The sequence below is a fragment of the Pedobacter jeongneungensis genome (genome assembly GCF_000633455.1).
GTDB classification, from domain to species: Bacteria; Bacteroidota; Bacteroidia; order Sphingobacteriales; family Sphingobacteriaceae; genus Pedobacter; species Pedobacter jeongneungensis_A.
Genome location: NZ_AYMG01000001.1, coordinates 546,285 through 561,766 on the forward strand (window position 1 = coordinate 546,285; position 15,482 = coordinate 561,766).

Annotated in this window: 14 protein-coding genes; 11 read left to right on the top strand and 3 right to left on the bottom strand. The window is 38.6% G+C overall.

Translation table 11 applies throughout. The features are described 5' to 3' along the window. Nucleotides 1-18 precede the first annotated feature (18 nt). Nucleotides 19-912: a TssN family type VI secretion system protein gene (locus U859_RS0102410; protein WP_025141847.1), complete on the bottom strand. Its 894-nt coding sequence runs from the start codon at nucleotides 910-912 to the stop codon at nucleotides 19-21. Between the two features lie 117 nt (nucleotides 913-1,029). On the opposite strand from U859_RS0102410, the gene U859_RS0102415 reads away from it, so the two are divergent. Continuing rightward, complete coding sequence (locus tag U859_RS0102415; protein ID WP_025141848.1) at nucleotides 1,030-1,968, top strand: type VI secretion system baseplate subunit TssG; 939 nt, start codon at nucleotides 1,030-1,032, stop codon at nucleotides 1,966-1,968. 172 nt (nucleotides 1,969-2,140) lie between these two features. On the opposite strand, the gene U859_RS0102420 is transcribed toward U859_RS0102415, so the two are convergent. Together U859_RS0102420 and U859_RS0102425 are read right to left on the bottom strand one after the other, a co-directional pair. After that, nucleotides 2,141-4,006, bottom strand: a complete 1,866-nt coding sequence (locus U859_RS0102420; RefSeq protein ID WP_025141849.1) for a type VI secretion system baseplate subunit TssF — start codon at nucleotides 4,004-4,006, stop codon at nucleotides 2,141-2,143. Between the two features lie 27 nt (nucleotides 4,007-4,033). Further along, on the bottom strand, nucleotides 4,034-4,468 hold the full coding sequence (locus tag U859_RS0102425; RefSeq protein ID WP_025141850.1) for a GPW/gp25 family protein: 435 nt from the start codon (nucleotides 4,466-4,468) through the stop codon (nucleotides 4,034-4,036). Between the two features lie 179 nt (nucleotides 4,469-4,647). Here U859_RS0102425 and U859_RS0102430 point away from each other — a divergent pair, with 179 nt between their 5' ends. The 10 genes from U859_RS0102430 to tssD (U859_RS0102475) all read left to right on the top strand — a co-directional run bounded on the left by U859_RS0102430 (nucleotide 4,648) and on the right by tssD (U859_RS0102475) (nucleotide 15,479). Then, nucleotides 4,648-5,169: a type VI secretion system TssO gene (locus tag U859_RS0102430; RefSeq protein ID WP_025141851.1), complete on the top strand. Its 522-nt coding sequence runs from the start codon at nucleotides 4,648-4,650 to the stop codon at nucleotides 5,167-5,169. A 10-nt stretch (nucleotides 5,170-5,179) separates the two neighbouring features. Then, entirely contained in the window at nucleotides 5,180-5,665 is a 486-nt protein-coding gene (tssO, locus tag U859_RS0102435) for a type VI secretion system TssO (RefSeq protein WP_025141852.1), read from the top strand. Between the two features lie 34 nt (nucleotides 5,666-5,699). After that, nucleotides 5,700-6,677, top strand: coding sequence for a PKD domain-containing protein (locus tag U859_RS0102440; RefSeq protein ID WP_025141853.1), 978 nt, complete (start codon nucleotides 5,700-5,702; stop codon nucleotides 6,675-6,677). 36 nt (nucleotides 6,678-6,713) lie between these two features. Beyond that, the gene (gene tssR, locus U859_RS0102445; protein WP_025141854.1) at nucleotides 6,714-9,089 is read left to right on the top strand and encodes a type VI secretion system protein TssR domain-containing protein; all 2,376 of its coding nucleotides are present in this window, start codon (nucleotides 6,714-6,716) and stop codon (nucleotides 9,087-9,089) included. A 5-nt stretch (nucleotides 9,090-9,094) separates the two neighbouring features. Beyond that, nucleotides 9,095-11,611 carry an ATP-dependent Clp protease ATP-binding subunit gene (locus U859_RS0102450; RefSeq protein ID WP_025141855.1) on the top strand — a complete coding sequence of 839 codons (2,517 nt, stop codon included), beginning with the start codon at nucleotides 9,095-9,097 and terminating at the stop codon, nucleotides 11,609-11,611. A 56-nt stretch (nucleotides 11,612-11,667) separates the two neighbouring features. Further along, complete coding sequence (locus tag U859_RS0102455; RefSeq protein ID WP_025141856.1) at nucleotides 11,668-12,114, top strand: hypothetical protein; 447 nt, start codon at nucleotides 11,668-11,670, stop codon at nucleotides 12,112-12,114. Between the two features lie 18 nt (nucleotides 12,115-12,132). Next, complete coding sequence (locus U859_RS0102460; protein ID WP_025141857.1) at nucleotides 12,133-13,521, top strand: DUF5458 family protein; 1,389 nt, start codon at nucleotides 12,133-12,135, stop codon at nucleotides 13,519-13,521. A gap of 123 nt (nucleotides 13,522-13,644) precedes the next feature. Further along, on the top strand, nucleotides 13,645-14,217 hold the full coding sequence (locus U859_RS0102465) for an NAD(P)H-dependent oxidoreductase (RefSeq protein WP_025141858.1): 573 nt from the start codon (nucleotides 13,645-13,647) through the stop codon (nucleotides 14,215-14,217). A 353-nt stretch (nucleotides 14,218-14,570) separates the two neighbouring features. Next, complete coding sequence (gene tssD / locus U859_RS0102470) at nucleotides 14,571-14,966, top strand: type VI secretion system tube protein TssD (RefSeq protein ID WP_025141859.1); 396 nt, start codon at nucleotides 14,571-14,573, stop codon at nucleotides 14,964-14,966. A gap of 117 nt (nucleotides 14,967-15,083) precedes the next feature. Beyond that, the gene (gene tssD / locus U859_RS0102475) at nucleotides 15,084-15,479 is read left to right on the top strand and encodes a type VI secretion system tube protein TssD (RefSeq protein ID WP_025141860.1); all 396 of its coding nucleotides are present in this window, start codon (nucleotides 15,084-15,086) and stop codon (nucleotides 15,477-15,479) included. Nucleotides 15,480-15,482 lie beyond the last annotated feature (3 nt).

The window sequence follows — 15,482 nt, forward strand, 5'->3', positions numbered from 1 at the left end:
AGATGTTTTTATTATAGATTAGATAAAGATAGCACTTTCGCCAACTTCGTTAGGCTTATTTACATTTTCCGATACGCGTTTCGCATAAATTGTCATTTTTTCGGTAATGCCATTTTCAATAATGTCCAGATCCGGATCGATAAAGATATTCCGTTTAAAAAACGAAGTTTTGATAAAGAAAATCCATTTATAATTTTCCAGATCATCACCTTTAAACTCGACAGGGCTTTTGGCAAACTTCAAATTGTAATCATCAATAAACTTATGGAACCAGATACCGAAGTTCATATTTTCTACCGCTTTTACCTTTACCTTTAAAGGTTCAGGGTCGCTGCTTTTTTTGTACAGCTCCAGTTCTAACACTAATAAACGGTTAAAATCTACATGGTCCATATTAATATCCAGTGGAGTATCAGGATATCTCCAGATCTTGTAAATTTCTGAAGGGATGCCCAATAAAGAAACATAGGCCCACCAAAAAATAAGCGGAACAAAAAAGCAGATGATGCTGCCTGCACCAAACCAGCCAAAGTTTACCGAACTTAACCAGTTAAAGGCCAGCTGAAACAGATACACCGATAAAATGGCCGAAACCAAAGTGGCAAAAAAGATAAATACCTTGCGCTCCAGTAAATCTTTTGGATAGTATTTTGTTAATAAATAAACAAAGAGCGAGCCAGTTAAGATGTAGAAAATACAGCAGATAATGTAGCCCCAGGGCATGAAATTAAAGTTCAGAAAGCCCAAAAAACCCGGAATTGCTAAAATAATACCAATAAGCAGAACACTTACGATAAGTCTTTTGTTGTTGAGAAACTGGTTCTTCTTGTTAATAATAGAAAGTATTGCCGTTGAAACCAAAAAGATCAGCGGAAATAAGAGAAAGCGAATAAAAAATGATTGAACGTCCATTAATTTTTATAGATGTGATGTACTACAAATATAGTATCTTTAGTATTTGATTATAATCCTATTTTTTTTCGATAATATAAATTTAACCTATAACACATAACTAAGCTTAAAGTTTAAATGAAAAAAGAAACTTTGATTAATAACGAACTCTTTACAGATTATAAAGCTGTAGCACATGCTGCAGACCTGATTGAACGTAAGGTAATTGATGCAGATAGGATAGAAATTATACCACTTGGGCCTGATAAACGTGCCTTTGCCAAAGATATTGACAGTACCAATGTCTATTATTCGGAAAAAAGAAGGCATGATCGGATCCGCATTAATACCAACCGCGAAGGTTTGTATGATATGCTACCCGAAGGACTTTTCCACAGGCCGCCAACAGGCAGTGCTGGCATGGATGAGGAATCGATGATAAAAGACATCAGGGATAGGAGAGAGGAAGAAAAGGAAGCCAGGTTATTTTTTACCCCCTTTGATGCTGAAATTAATTATGTAAGGATCATGACCGAGTTGTATGAAAATATGCTCGATAAAAAAACAACTTATGCTGATCTGAGCCAGATTTTCGAATTTGGCTGGGATGAATTTAACCTGTTGAATAAAGAACAGAGCATTATCTGGATGCACCTGCTGCCCGAAATCCAGCAGAAAAGAAACGATATCGATTTTGTATCAAAAGTGCTAACAGCACTGTTTAACCTGCCTATTGCCATTGTAGATGCTACAGCAAATATTGCCCCGGTAAAAATTGCTGAAGAAATGCAGATGCAGCTTGGTGCAAGCGCATTGGGCATTGATACCATTATAGGCGACAGCTTTACACCAGAACACGAGGCTTATAACATCAATATTGGGCCAACTTCTCCACAAGAACTGATCAAATTTATTCCGGGGCAAAAGAACAGGGCTATTCTGGATATGGCCATCAGCTATTTAATGCCTGTAGATGCAGAAGTAAACGTAGAGCTTCTTACCGCACCCGATTATCAGGAAACTTTATTAAGTGAAAATGGCGAAAGTGCTTTTTTAGGTTATACGGTGTATATTTAAAGCCCGCCTGACTACAATTATAAACAGCGTTCGTTAATATTTATTCGTAATAATTAACTAGCCTTATGTATATGCGATCGTCATTCCCAACCCGATAGCTATCGGGTTGATTGGGAACCTTAATACAATAAGCTTTAAGATTCCCGCCTGGGCGGGAATGACGACCTTCTTACTAAACCGCCCTATACAAAGCTGGCTTTAACATTAACCGGTAATGCACATTCATGGTACTCCTCAGATTCAATTTTGCCAATGTTAAACTCAAAAGCTCTTCCCAATCTTGCGCATCGAGTTTAAGGTTGTCTGCCGGTTCGATCAAAATATCGGTAGTTTTAATAAATCCTGCATTTGGTTTATTATCCATTATCAGGCCTTTGGCCAGGCTAATGCTTTTTAATTTATTCCCCAGTTCATAACGGCAAAAATTAATTACATCGGCCTTGGTAATAATCCGGTCGGCAGTAGTTAACCCATACTTATAAGCCTGTACCCTGTTGGTTGCATTTAATCTCGATCGGCCACCTTTTGTTTGGCTTAGTAAAAAAATACTCTCTGCGTTAACCTTATTGTTATCATATACCGCCAGACGGCTACCTGCATTAATATGATTGGCTTCTTCGGCCTGTGTAACCCAGATATCTAAAAATAAAATATCAGCATCATCAATCGGTTTCAATACAATATAACTGGGCAGTTCTTTTATATCTTTAAGAGCTGAACGGCTTTTTTGTTCAATGAGCGCAATATTTTGTTCCAGATTTTTAAGAATTGTGCTTAAAAAATCAGGTCCGTAGGCAGAAAATGCTGCTTTTTCATCGCGTAATAGTTCAAAGAGATAATCTACCAGTTCTTTTGCATTTCTGGTATCAAAACGCTCCGTACCCCCATACCTGATTGAAAAAGAACCATCGCCTTTTTCATTCTCGTTCGTGTAGGGGATTTCATTATAACTTTTTCCCTTATTATCCTTCAGGTTTTCTACTGCCAGCATCTGGTCGAGCGCTTCAGTTTTAATAGGGATAATGTTGTTCATCGTTTTAAGCCTGTGTTTAATCTGGCTTAACCGTTTATTTACAACCGGGAATGCATTGATATAAATATGTAGTTCGTTCAGCATTTCCTGATTAATGGCCGCCGGAAAAACTACTTTAAGCCATTTTACCGAATCATCGATCTTATTTAGTGCTGCCGGTTGAAATAAGTTTGTAAACTCGGCAGGCAGCTCCTCAGTGTCGTCAATGTTGAAATCGTTAAGGTCGCCAAGCGTAATAAACCTGTTGCTGTAAAATTGCAGCACATCGGCTTTAATCAGGTTGAGCAGTTGTTTATGTTGAAAAGGGGCCTGTATCTTACCCGTTAATGGCTCATCCATAAAGCGTTCTGTATAGCCTGTGAGTTCGTTTTCTTTGTAAAACCATTTCCCTAACGATAACAGGTCGTAAGTGTTTTCAGGCACCGAATAGTTTTTCCAGTCGAAAAATAAATTCAGTTTATTAAAATCCATCCAGTTATTTATGCCGCTAAAGCCAATATAAAGGGTGTTTTTATCCAGCAAAGTACCAGGCAGGGTATTATGGGCCGGTTGTTTGCCCATTTGTTCTACGTCAAAAAGCGTATTCCCGGTAGCAATATATTTTATCGAAGCATTATTAACTTTTACATTATGGAGTGGACTAAAAAAAATGTCGGTTTTCTTTAGCTTATCATTTTCCTGCTGGATGTTTTTCTTAAAAGCAAACTGGCTATATGGCGATAGGTAATCTTCCTGTTCAATAGGCCTTGCATGCATAATTGCATGTGCCGGTAAAGATGAAGTTAAATGATCGGGAGCCAGGATACGGCTGATCTTATCAAAGATTCTGTTCTCCAGGTTTTTTACATCATTGGCAACATTAAAAAGCTCGTTGCTTAGGGCTTCAATAATCAGCCTTACCAATGGGTCGAAGTCGTTACTGTCTTTAACATTCCAGAAATCTTCGGCATTTTTTACAATTCGGTTCCGGATTTCGTCTTTGGATGAATAAAAAACTGGTTTCATGTGTAGAATATTTTGGGCGTTTTAGATTTAGGTTGATAAAGGGCTGAGGAATAAAGCAGTATTAAAAAAATATTTTTCACCTGTGGTTTTTATCAGGGCCCGGACACTAATATCTACCTTTTTTTTGATCTCTGTTATCTTACGTAGCGGATAAACATTTTCTACTTCCGTAATGCGTACTTCTACCGCGGTATTATATATTCTGAACTCGTAATCGGTGATTGATTTTAGCAACGATTTGCGGAATTTTTCCTCCCAGATGCTTTCACTCACGATTAATTCAAAATCAAGGTCCCATATCTCGCACCCGAAATCATTGTGGTACCGATGCTCCCCAAAGCGGGTAAAAATGATCAGTTCTATGTGGTTTGAAATCGATCTCCCGAGGTCAGCAGGCTGAAGCCCAGTGCCTGAGAAAACAGACTTAAATCTGAAGGGTTTGTTGTAAAAATTTTCAGACATAGATGGTTTGGCTTAAAGTTTGTTAAAAGTAAAAGAAATAAAATCGTTTTAATAACCAAACAACAAATATTAAAAATTGTTATAGTACAATGTTAATTTGAAAAAGTTTGTGCGATTTTTTGTGAGGTTGATGTCAGATTAATATGATAACTAATACTATGTGAAATTATTAATGCTCTATGAAACCCATTAACGCCATCGAAATTAGAACTGCTTATACCAGGTTTATTTTAAACTTTGTATTCCTGACGCTTTTCTCCATCCTTTCTATTTATCTCTTTTTTGTTGCATCCGATTATGAGTATACTTTACTCGATAAAAAGGTGAAAGAGACCGAAAAGCTATCTTATTTAAGAAAAGATATCAATACCAATTTCGACCTTATTCTACTCCGCTTTAAAGAACTTGCCCAATACCGCGATTATAACGCTAACGAAATGAGCAAACAGAGTATTTTGCTTGGCGATATTCAAAGTGCCAATAACAGGATAAAAGATCTTATATCCAAAAAAACACAAACCAGTCCGAGTTTCGAATTATACGAAAAACTAAACAAAAATGTTGGCGCCATGGCCGATTTGCAAGATTCGCTCATTAATACGAGAGGCGACATTCAACGCTACAAAGAGCAGATTAACGATTGCCACCGCGCAAACCAGGCTGCAGCAAATAAAATTAAAAACGGAAGATTCGGCCGATAATTTAAAGATTATGATAAAATTAAGCATAAAAGAAAGGCGCGAACAATTCTTGTTTTTTGTGGCGCTGTTTGTTTTTACCGTTGGGCTTTTAAGTTTTGGTATTTTTTATAGCAATACATCACGATACGAAATATCGAAAGAAGAGCTGGAGGTAAAGATCAATGAGAACGAAGCATTCGAAAGCATGGTGAAAGAAACTTCACCTACCATCGATACCACTTATAAACAGATTACCCGCTATAATCCAAACGTACAGGCAGTTTTTTTGAAAAACGATATACAAAACTCATTAGGTTCTATCAGGGCAGCGTTTGACCGTAAAGCGTCAGACTCTCGCTACAAAATATTTGTTCAAACCGCACAGCTATACGACAGATTATTTTATGATAGACAGGAACAGAACAGAAACATTACAGATATCGAACTGCACAAAAGGCAACTAGACGACTGCATTACCAACAGGCGCCAGTTGCAGCAAACCATGTCTGCACGATAAATATCCCAAAAACAACCTATAAAAAACGCTACCTATGTCTGACACAAACACCAAGCAAGTTAATTCAAATTCGCAGGGCTATGTTATTCTTTACATTTTATTAGCTGTATTGCTCTTAACAGGCCTGATTTTCTTATTTAAAAGTTCATTGTTCGAAAAAAGAGCAATTGATGCGCGAATTTTAAAAGATGAAATTTATTTAAACGAAGATTTAGTTTTCACCGATAATACCCCAAAGGCCTCAAAATGGTTATGGGAATTCGGAAATGGTGAAAAAGCCACTACCAAAACCGGTGCTTACCATTATACTAAACCTGATACTTACATTGTACGCCTAACTGTTGACGGGGAACTCCGTCAGGAGTTTCCGGTAACGGTAAGAGATACCGTACACACACCGGTTATAGACAGTGTATTAACCATCAGCGGACCAACCGCCGGCCTGGTTAACGAAGAAATCAGGTTGGAAGGTGATGGAGAAGGAAAAGATTTCGAATGGTCTTTCGGCGAAACCGGCCGGGTAGATGTTAAAGGAAAAACGGCCTTATACACCTACCGAGCACCAGGTAAATATGTAGTTCGTTTGCGCTCAGATAAAAGCCGCAAACCTGCTTTCTTAAACATTTTGATTACCGATCCTAATGCCGAAATCGTAGAAGATCTTGTTGCGCCTGGTGATGGTGAACGCAAAACCATTGATGATATCAGGGCACGCTTACAGGCCATCGCCAATGGTGCCGATTTTAATTCCAATTATTACTACCTCGTTAACAAATACATGTGCGGCAACGAAAAAGTAACGGTTAATGTAGAAATGAACGGTAAGAAAAAACAGACTGATATTTATTCATATTGTATGGGACTTACTTTTGGAGGCGAAATAGCCGTTGATGAAGCGCAGCTTACCATCAAACCAAATTCTACATGTGCGAGTTTAGTAAACATTAAACAACATTCGGGAACCGCCCAGCCCGCGGCAACAACTGCTGATGCCCCGGCCAAAACAAAATAGATTAACATCTCCTAATTTTAAGCTCATCTACAGATTATGAAAAAATATTATGCCTTAACCATCCTGTTTTTAGGAATATCGTTTGCCTACGCACAGTCGCCGGCATCCTTTGGCAAAAAAGTTAAATACATGCCTAAATCGTATGAAAGGCCATCCGAAACCATAAACGTTAACGATAATACCAGCAGCAGCAGTTTGCCCTGGATCGTTTTTTCCGACCGCGAAGATAACTATACCACCACAGCCCCGGGCGGAAGCCTGATTATGAAAAAAATCAGTTTTATGGAGCCCTTCTATGTTTCTAAAGAAGAAAACGGATACCTGAAACTGATTAAATATAAAGCAGGAATGATCAGGGGAAGAAAGATCAACGATAAAAAAAGTGCCATCAGTTATGGCTGGATCGCAAAATCGAAATTGCTTTTATGGCAACGCGCCTTCTCTAACCAGAAAACGGGTTATGCAGAAAAAGCCATCGGTATTGTTAACGGAAAAAATGCTTTAACCGAACCAAAATTCTATTTCGATACTACCGATTCCATTTTGGTTTATAATACGCCCGAACTTAAAGACAGGCGCACTAAAGTAAGGTTGCACGAAATTGCTTATATCTACAAAAAATCAGAAGATGGGAAAAAGTACCTGATCGGTTCTGATGATCAATTGGTTGCCGATACTGCTTTAAAGAGTATATATGGCTGGGTTTCTGCCGAAGCCGTACACAGTTGGGGCGACCGTTTGTACATTACTTCTGCGAAGCCAGGAAATTACGACAATGATGATTCTACCTCAACAGCCATCAGAAACGGAATCGATAAAGGAACTGCATTTGTAGTAGACCCATTATTACCAAGAGAAAACCTGATTTTACGAAGCGTACCAGTAGTTTCTAATGATGAAGGCACCAACGTGGTGGGCATAGCAACCGATGTTTATAATAAAAAAGACAATAAGATATTAACCATTAATGGTTCTGCGCTTTCGTATCAGGACTACCTGAACCTACGTAAAAATAAAACCAAGGTAAACGTAGTTTTTGTAGTAGATGGCGGTAGCCCGATGACCAAGTATTTTTCCGGAATGACCAATACCATTGCTTCTTTTGAAAATATTATGGGCGATTTTGGCAAAGGAACAAAAGTGAACTATGGAGGTGTGGTATACCGCGGTGAAAGTGGTTGTGCATTAAAAGGCATTTTTGTTAGCCCGATTCAAAATGATTACAGGCAGTTAATGACTTTCCTGTCAAATCAAGCCAAAAATACAGTAAGATGTAATGGAGAGGTAAGCGAAGAGCCTGTTTTCCAGGCAATAAAAACGGGACTGGGTTTGTTCAAGGCAAAAAAGAACGAAACCAACCTCATTATTTTGGTGGGTAGTACCGGAAATACCGGAGGAACCAATAATTACCTGATCAATGAAATGAGCGAACAGGTAGCCCTTGCCGATGCCCGTATTTTGGCCTTGCAGGTGTATAGCGATTTTAACCAATCATTCAACGATTTTGTTATCCAATCGCGTAAACTCGTTTCAGAGTCGGCTATCCGTTCTGCTGAATACAGGAAAAATACCATGGTAAAAGGTGAAGGCTTAAAAAGCTTTCAACCTTATAATACGAGTTTACAGGATTCAATTTCTTACTATTTGGATTATCCTAAAAACAGTTTGATACAAGGTGGTGTGGTTTTCCCGACAAAAGGATCGGTTAATTCTAACCAGAGCATGACAATTGCCTTACGCCGTTTTGTAAAAGAAACCAGTTCGGATATCTATAACCAGATCAGCTCATTGGATAGCGCCTTCCGATTAACAGGTATATCACGTAAAAACCTATCAGCCGATGTGGAAGGTTTATTGCCTGAACCTGTTGGTGCAGAAGTAGCAGATCGTATGCCGCACAACGCTTTTAAATATTATAGTACAGCAAACTTATCAGCCGATGCGGTGAAAAATAACCGTTCTACATTGCAGTATGCTATTGTTTTAAATAACATGGAGTACAAGCAGATTATAGATGTATTTTCGATTATGTTGGGGCAAAACCTCCAGGCCGATCAGTCTTCTTTCAGAAGCAAACTGGTTAAAAACTATGTCAAAATGCCAAAACAGATGCTCGGCATAAAAATATCCTCAGGTGATATCAAAAAAATGACTTTAGATAATTATATCAAATTGGTAACTGGTTTGCCTTTAAGTAACGAGTTTCTTGCAAAATACACCGTAAACGATTTAAAAAGCACTTCAAAAATGCCATTAGATCAGTTTGAAAGTTATATCAAATTGTTAAGTCAATCTGTACAGCAGATTAAAAGGGCCACACAAATTGAGCAGCAGTTTATTTCGAACGGCAAAATATATTATTACATCACTGAAAATAATTTTAACCCGGCAGTGTTGCCTACAACCAACTAAGGCATATGGCAGTTACAAATTTAAGCGAATCAGTAAAAACAGCCCTGCACATCGCACAATCTTTGGCTAAAGAGTACAGAAATGAGGTTTTTTCTGCCGCTCACCTGCTCAAAGGTTTGATGCATAAAGATGTTGGCCTGCGCTCATTCATTACCTCCATTGGTAAGGACGAAGAATACATTAGTGAATGGGCAGAAGTGCGGATTGATGAGCAGGCCAAATCGGCCAGTTTTACCGATACCGTAAGCGGAGCGCCAGAAATTGCTGTGATATTTGAAGAAGCAGATAATGTGCGCATTAAATTGGGATTGGATTTAATAACCCCGGTATGTGTTTTAACCGCATTGGCCAAGCCAGGAATTGGTTTTCAGCCCGATCAGTTAAAATCATTCCCGATAAAAGAACGCGAAATTTTAGACCTTTATGTAAAGGACGAAGAAATTTCGAGGGTGGTTTCTCCTGATAAAACAACCGCTGGTGCCGAAAATAAAGGTACAGGCAATGCCTTGTATAAATACTGTATCGATCGTTTGCAAACGGTTCGTGATGGTAAAACAGATGAAATCATTGGGCGCGATAAAGAAACCCGGCAAATGATGGAAATCCTTTGTCGTAGAACCAAGCCAAATGTAATTTTAACTGGGGACGCGGGTGTGGGTAAAACCGCCCTTGTTGATGGTTTCGCCATTGATATTGTAAACCAGAATGTACCCGAAAGTTTAAAACCCGTTCAGCTTTTTGAGCTCGATTTAGGTTCGTTAATTGCAGGCGCATCTTACAAGGGAGAAATAGAAGACCGTTTAAAAAACATCATCAAAGAAATCAAGCAGTTTGAAAAAGCGGTGCTTTTTATTGATGAAATCCATACTTTATTGGATAGTAAAGGCCCACTGGGTGCAGGTATTGGTAATTTATTAAAACCGGAACTGGCGCGAGGCGAAATTACAGTAATCGGTGCCACAACCATTGATGAATACCGAAAAATTATTGAGCCAGAACAAGCTTTCAGCAGGCGTTTCGAGGTGTTGCAGGTAAACGAGCCTAATGAAGAAAGTACCATTAAAATGCTGCAGAAACTGGCTGTAAAATACGAAGAACACCATACGCTGAGTATTGAACCAGATGCTTTAGGCGAATGTGTACGTTTAGCCAAACGCTACATGAAAGACAGGCGTCTTCCCGATTCTGCCTTCGATCTGCTTGACAGAACCATGGCGGCCATGAAAATGATGAACGATACTTCTGATCAGGTAATCGAAAGTTTAGAAACCGATTTAGAAGCTTTAAATGCAAATACAGAACAATCGGAAGCGGATAAATTTGCGGATTACAAATGGCTTTACTCATTATTGCAGAATAAATTAAGTCCGGTTTTATTAGGGCGCTTAACCGATGAAACACAAACTGATGCTTTCGAAACTTCTGATGAATATCAGGGTTACATCAACAGCAGTCTTCAGGAATTAAAAAAATACGCTGCAGAAAAAAGCGACCGCATTACCAAACAGGATATTGCCTCTATTGTAGCGTATAAAACAGGTATCCCAATGGGTAAACTGCAGGCTGGCGAAAAGGAAAAATTGCTCAATATGGAGCAATACCTTAAAAAACGTGTGGTAGGGCAGGATCAGGCTTTAAAAGCTGTTTCTGATGCCATACTCGAATCGCGTAGTGGACTAAACAAAAAAGGACAGCCCATTGGATCATTCTTTTTATTGGGTCCAACCGGAACGGGAAAAACCGAACTGGCCAAATCAATCGCCGAATTCTTGTTTAACGATGAAAAAGCGATGATCCGCTTCGATATGTCCGAATTTAAAGAAGAACACAGTGCCGCACTGCTTTATGGTGCGCCTCCGGGCTACGTAGGTTACGAAGAAGGTGGTTTGTTGGTGAATAAAATCAGGCAACAACCTTATTCGGTATTGTTATTTGATGAAATTGAAAAAGCGCACCCTTCCGTTTTCGATACCTTTTTACAGATTCTGGACGAAGGCCACATGCACGACCGTTTGGGCAAAGAGGGCGATTTTAGCAATTCATTAATACTTTTTACATCGAACATCGGCAGCGAATGGATTGCAGAACAGATTGGTAAAGGTGTTATTCCGGCTTCTAACCAGCTCATGGAAGTAATGGCGGGGCATTTCCGTCCTGAGTTTTTAGCCAGGATTTCAGAAATTGTTCCTTTTGCGCCAATTAACGAAAGCAATGTGGTACGTATTTTCGAAATCCAGTTGAGCAGTTTGGTACAATCGTTAAATAAGCTGGGTATTGAATTCGAAATTGCAGATGATGCTAAAAAAATGATTGCTTTAGATGGCTTTACACCTAAGTATGGCGCAAGGCAGCTATCGGCAGTTATCCGTAATCTTTTACGTAGACCGATCTCCAAATACATCATTTCGGGTGAACTAAAAAAAGGATCAAAGATTGTTGTCAGCAAACATCTGGAAGAAGATAAACTGGAATGGAATATTATTCAGCCAGAAGTTGTTACATTGGAACAAAAATTGAGTTAAAACGTTAACTATTATATTATTAGAAAAAATTAATCGTAAACCTAAATCTACATACTATGTTTAATTATGAAATTGGCGGTAACGAGCGGAAAATTGACACCTCAGAAGCTTTCGCAGAAATTGCCCACAACAAAACACTTTTTGTACAAAAACTTACCGATAACGAACCCATCAAGCCTGAAAAAGTAGAAGGATTAAAAACGGTGAAAGAAGTATTCGAACATTACAAACCAAATGTGAGGGTAGCCTTCGAAAAACAAGATGGATCTACCGTTGGCGAAACCATCAACTTTACCGATTTAAGCGATTTTGGTGTGAAAAACATTATCAACCAAAGTAACTACCTCACCAATGTTAACATCGAGAGAGAAATGTCGCTTAACGTAATCAAACAGTTAAAATCAAACAAAACCTTAAAAGCTACACTTGATGACGAAGAAACAAAATCGGCCTTCATTAGTGCTTTAAAGAATTTTGTTGACGAATTGGAGCAGAATAAATAATCTTAACGCCGAAAAAACATGTCAAATCCTCAAGAATTAAAAGCAGACCAAAATACATCTGAAGCAGGTTTTAAATCCGCCGAAGTCAAAACCATAGAGAAAACATCACTTAAAGATAACTTAGAAAAACTGGCTCGTGTTGGCGGTTTCGATTTGTTGGAAGCTACGGTTGATGGCCTTCAGAACTTAAACCCTGAACGTAAAGCCCGTAAACAGATTTTTTTAACCGGTGATGAAAAAAAGAAAGAACGCGAAGAGTTAAAAAAGAAAATCCAGCTTTGGATTGATGTGCTCGAATCTTCAACTTCGGTTGCTGATATGGTAGAAAAAAGCACCGAAAAACTGAATGCAGCAGAACAAAACCTGAGCAAAAATATCGGTACTGCCTTAGAAAGCACCAGAGAATTAGAGCAGGCTTATCGTTCGGTTCATTTATTTTATAAAAATACCGAATCTGATAAACTTAAAAATGTGGTGTTGTTAAATGCATCAATGGATCAGATTAAAGATTTGGATAACCCACGTTTTATCGAATATGTGGATGATGAGTTAAAGCAAAATTACGACCGTTTAGACCTTCGCAAAAACTATTCTTTAATGGTGGTGCCAGGTTATATGGGTTCGAATAAAGTGGTAGAAAGATGGGGCAAAATAGCCCACAATAACAAAGCCATGCTGGTAACAGATTTTGCCGATCTGGATCAGCCGGATGATGTACTTGATCTATTTACTGCCGCCAATCTTACCGGTGCTGATGCATTCAGATCGAACGTGATTATGACCTGTAACTGGTTAGTGGGCCGTGGTAAAGTTGCCGAAGTAGGTGAAGAAGATGATTTAACCGTGCCAGGCTCGGCTGCACTTGCGGGTAAAATGTATTATACCCTAATGTCGCAGGTTACTGCAGGTAAAAAACATGGTGCTATAAACGAGGTAGATGGCGTAAAATTCGATCTAAAGAAAAGTGAAATATCTCATTTAGAAAGAGTAGGATTGGTGCCAATGGTTAACGAATATGGTAAAGTAATGGCTTTCTCTGCTAAAACTTTGTTTAATGGCGATAACATTGGTTTGCAAACTTATTCTGTTGTGCGTGTATTTGATTACGTAACCAAAGTATTGTTCGATTTCTTAAACAGAAGAGCTTTCGAAAACTGGACTTCTAAAACAGAACAGGACCTTCGCGGGCAGATTGTTAAGTTTTTAGATGGTATTCAGGGTGCAGACCGTTTGATTGAAAGATTTAAGATTATGCGCTTCGAAAGAGACGAACAACAAAAAGACAGAATCCACCTTGATATCCACATTACACCATATTTTCCTGCCAAAAGTTTTGTGGTAAAACTGGATGGACATAAAGGAGAAGATGAAAATACAACATGGAATACAGAGTATAATCAACAATAGTTTTTGATTGCTGAAAATAAAAACCCAACCTTAGCGTTGGGTTTTTTTATGGGTTATGCATAACACTTAACAAATTCTTTATAATTTTGTAATGCATCGGCCAGATCAGATTAATCAAAAAAAATGAAGCAAGTACTTATCCTGAATGGGGATATTGAAAAAAACGCATCTACAAATTTCCTGATTAACGCCTATAAGCAAGGTGCAGAAAGTGTTGGCGCTACCGTAAGGGAGTTGGCCATTATCGATCTGATATTTAATTCGAACAAGCTGTTTAACAACAGGCAGATTGCCGAGTTAGAGCCTGATTTGCAGAAAGCCTTAACGGCCATTAGGCAGAGTAGCCATGTAGTGCTTTTTTGTCCTGTTTATGTAGATCATATTCCGGCAAAAATTAGGGGCTTTTTCGACCGCCTTTTTATGCCCGATCAGATTTTTACCACCCAACAGCAAAACGTAAACAACAATTTTAGTGGCCGTTCAGCAAGGATTGTTTCTATTTTAGACGAAGCAACCTTTAAAGAGTGGAAAGCAAATAAAAAAACCACTTACCTTTCCATTAAAAAAGTAGTTTTCGAAAAATGCAGGATGAGTCCGGTGCTTACCAATACCATTGGCGAACTTCATTCATTAGAAAATCATTACAGTCAAAAATGGCTGGCAAAAATGGAAAAATTTGGTTCACAGCTGATTTAAAGTCGCCATGGTCTGTGTCTCACAGACCATTCTAATGATTTAAAAAAATAAACATTAACCTGTCCTAAAACGCTACACTTTGGGTATAATCGCTACAGTTTTGTAGCATTATCAACTCGCTTTAATGTAATTGTAACACTAAAGATATACTCAGATTTTTCCACACCTTTTCCACATTGTAATATTGTTTAATTGCGTTTTTAGGCGATAAGCACAAATTAACTGTTTTTTAAGAATCAGGTTAATGCTTAGCTGTGAGTAATATAGATCATATTTGGCCTGATATTTGGTCAAGTTGATGAAGTAGCGGACGCTACATTAAATCAATTTTTTAACCTTTAAATTTTAAAACTATGGCTTTCAAAGCTAGATTAAATTTTTCAGGCAAGGAGTACGATGTGCTTCATTGTGCCTATGCGTTAAACCGTGATGTAGATGCTAAAGGAAGACCTTCTTCCGGAGTTTACGGCGGTACCATCGACATTGAGATCGAATCAACCGAAGACACCTCAATTATCGAGGCGATGGTAAACAACCAGTACAAACCCATTACAGGAACCCTGCTGATCAAGAAAACAGAGGAAGATGCCAAAATGAAAGAAGTTAACTTCGAAGACGGCTACATTGTTAAATATTCCGAAGGGATAAACATTGTTGGCGATCACCCGATGACACTCAAGTTCCAGATTTCAGCCCGCAAGCTTAAATTAGGCAACGCTGAGCACCTTAACGATTGGCCAAAAGCCTAAAGAGAGGTTTTAAGGCGTAAGGTTTAGGGTTTATGGCAATATAACCGCCATGCTCTTCGCTCCACGCCAACCGCTCAGCGCAATTCATTCTTTTCAAAAACATTAAACTTTACTACAATGGCATTCAAAACCCGTTTAAACTTAGGATCAAAAGAATTTGATGTACTACAGTGCAGCTTTTCATTAAATAGAGATGTTGACGCCAAAGGCCGTCCGTCATCAGGTGTTTATGGTGGTACCATCCACATCGAAATCGAATCAACTGAAGATACTTCCGTAATCGAATCAATGGTTAACAATCAGTACAAGCCACTTTCGGGAACATTGGTTTTCAAAAAAGGCGAAGAAGATGCGAAAATGAAAGAACTGTCTTTCGAAGATGGTTATATCATCCAATATAACGAGGGTATTGCCGTAAACGACAATACGCCAATGACTTTAAGTTTTGTAGTATCAGCACGTAAGCTAAAGCTGGGCAATGCAGAACACGAAAACGATTGGCCAAAAGCTTAGTCA

Excerpts from the sequence above, each read along its gene's own strand:
- U859_RS0102450 (WP_025141855.1), top strand. The coding sequence starts at position 9,095 with ATGGCAGTTACAAATTTAAGCGAATCAGTAAAAACAGCCCTGCACATC.
- tssD (WP_025141859.1), top strand. The coding sequence starts at position 14,571 with ATGGCTTTCAAAGCTAGATTAAATTTTTCAGGCAAGGAGTACGATGTG.
- U859_RS0102410 (WP_025141847.1), bottom strand. The coding sequence starts at position 912 with ATGGACGTTCAATCATTTTTTATTCGCTTTCTCTTATTTCCGCTGATC.
- U859_RS0102425 (WP_025141850.1), bottom strand. The coding sequence starts at position 4,468 with ATGTCTGAAAATTTTTACAACAAACCCTTCAGATTTAAGTCTGTTTTC.
- tssD (WP_025141860.1), top strand. The coding sequence starts at position 15,084 with ATGGCATTCAAAACCCGTTTAAACTTAGGATCAAAAGAATTTGATGTA.
- tssO (WP_025141852.1), top strand. The coding sequence starts at position 5,180 with ATGATAAAATTAAGCATAAAAGAAAGGCGCGAACAATTCTTGTTTTTT.
- U859_RS0102420 (WP_025141849.1), bottom strand. The coding sequence starts at position 4,006 with ATGAAACCAGTTTTTTATTCATCCAAAGACGAAATCCGGAACCGAATT.
- U859_RS0102460 (WP_025141857.1), top strand. The coding sequence starts at position 12,133 with ATGTCAAATCCTCAAGAATTAAAAGCAGACCAAAATACATCTGAAGCA.
- U859_RS0102455 (WP_025141856.1), top strand. The coding sequence starts at position 11,668 with ATGTTTAATTATGAAATTGGCGGTAACGAGCGGAAAATTGACACCTCA.
- U859_RS0102430 (WP_025141851.1), top strand. The coding sequence starts at position 4,648 with ATGAAACCCATTAACGCCATCGAAATTAGAACTGCTTATACCAGGTTT.
- U859_RS0102440 (WP_025141853.1), top strand. The coding sequence starts at position 5,700 with ATGTCTGACACAAACACCAAGCAAGTTAATTCAAATTCGCAGGGCTAT.
- tssR (WP_025141854.1), top strand. The coding sequence starts at position 6,714 with ATGAAAAAATATTATGCCTTAACCATCCTGTTTTTAGGAATATCGTTT.
- U859_RS0102465 (WP_025141858.1), top strand. The coding sequence starts at position 13,645 with ATGAAGCAAGTACTTATCCTGAATGGGGATATTGAAAAAAACGCATCT.
- U859_RS0102415 (WP_025141848.1), top strand. The coding sequence starts at position 1,030 with ATGAAAAAAGAAACTTTGATTAATAACGAACTCTTTACAGATTATAAA.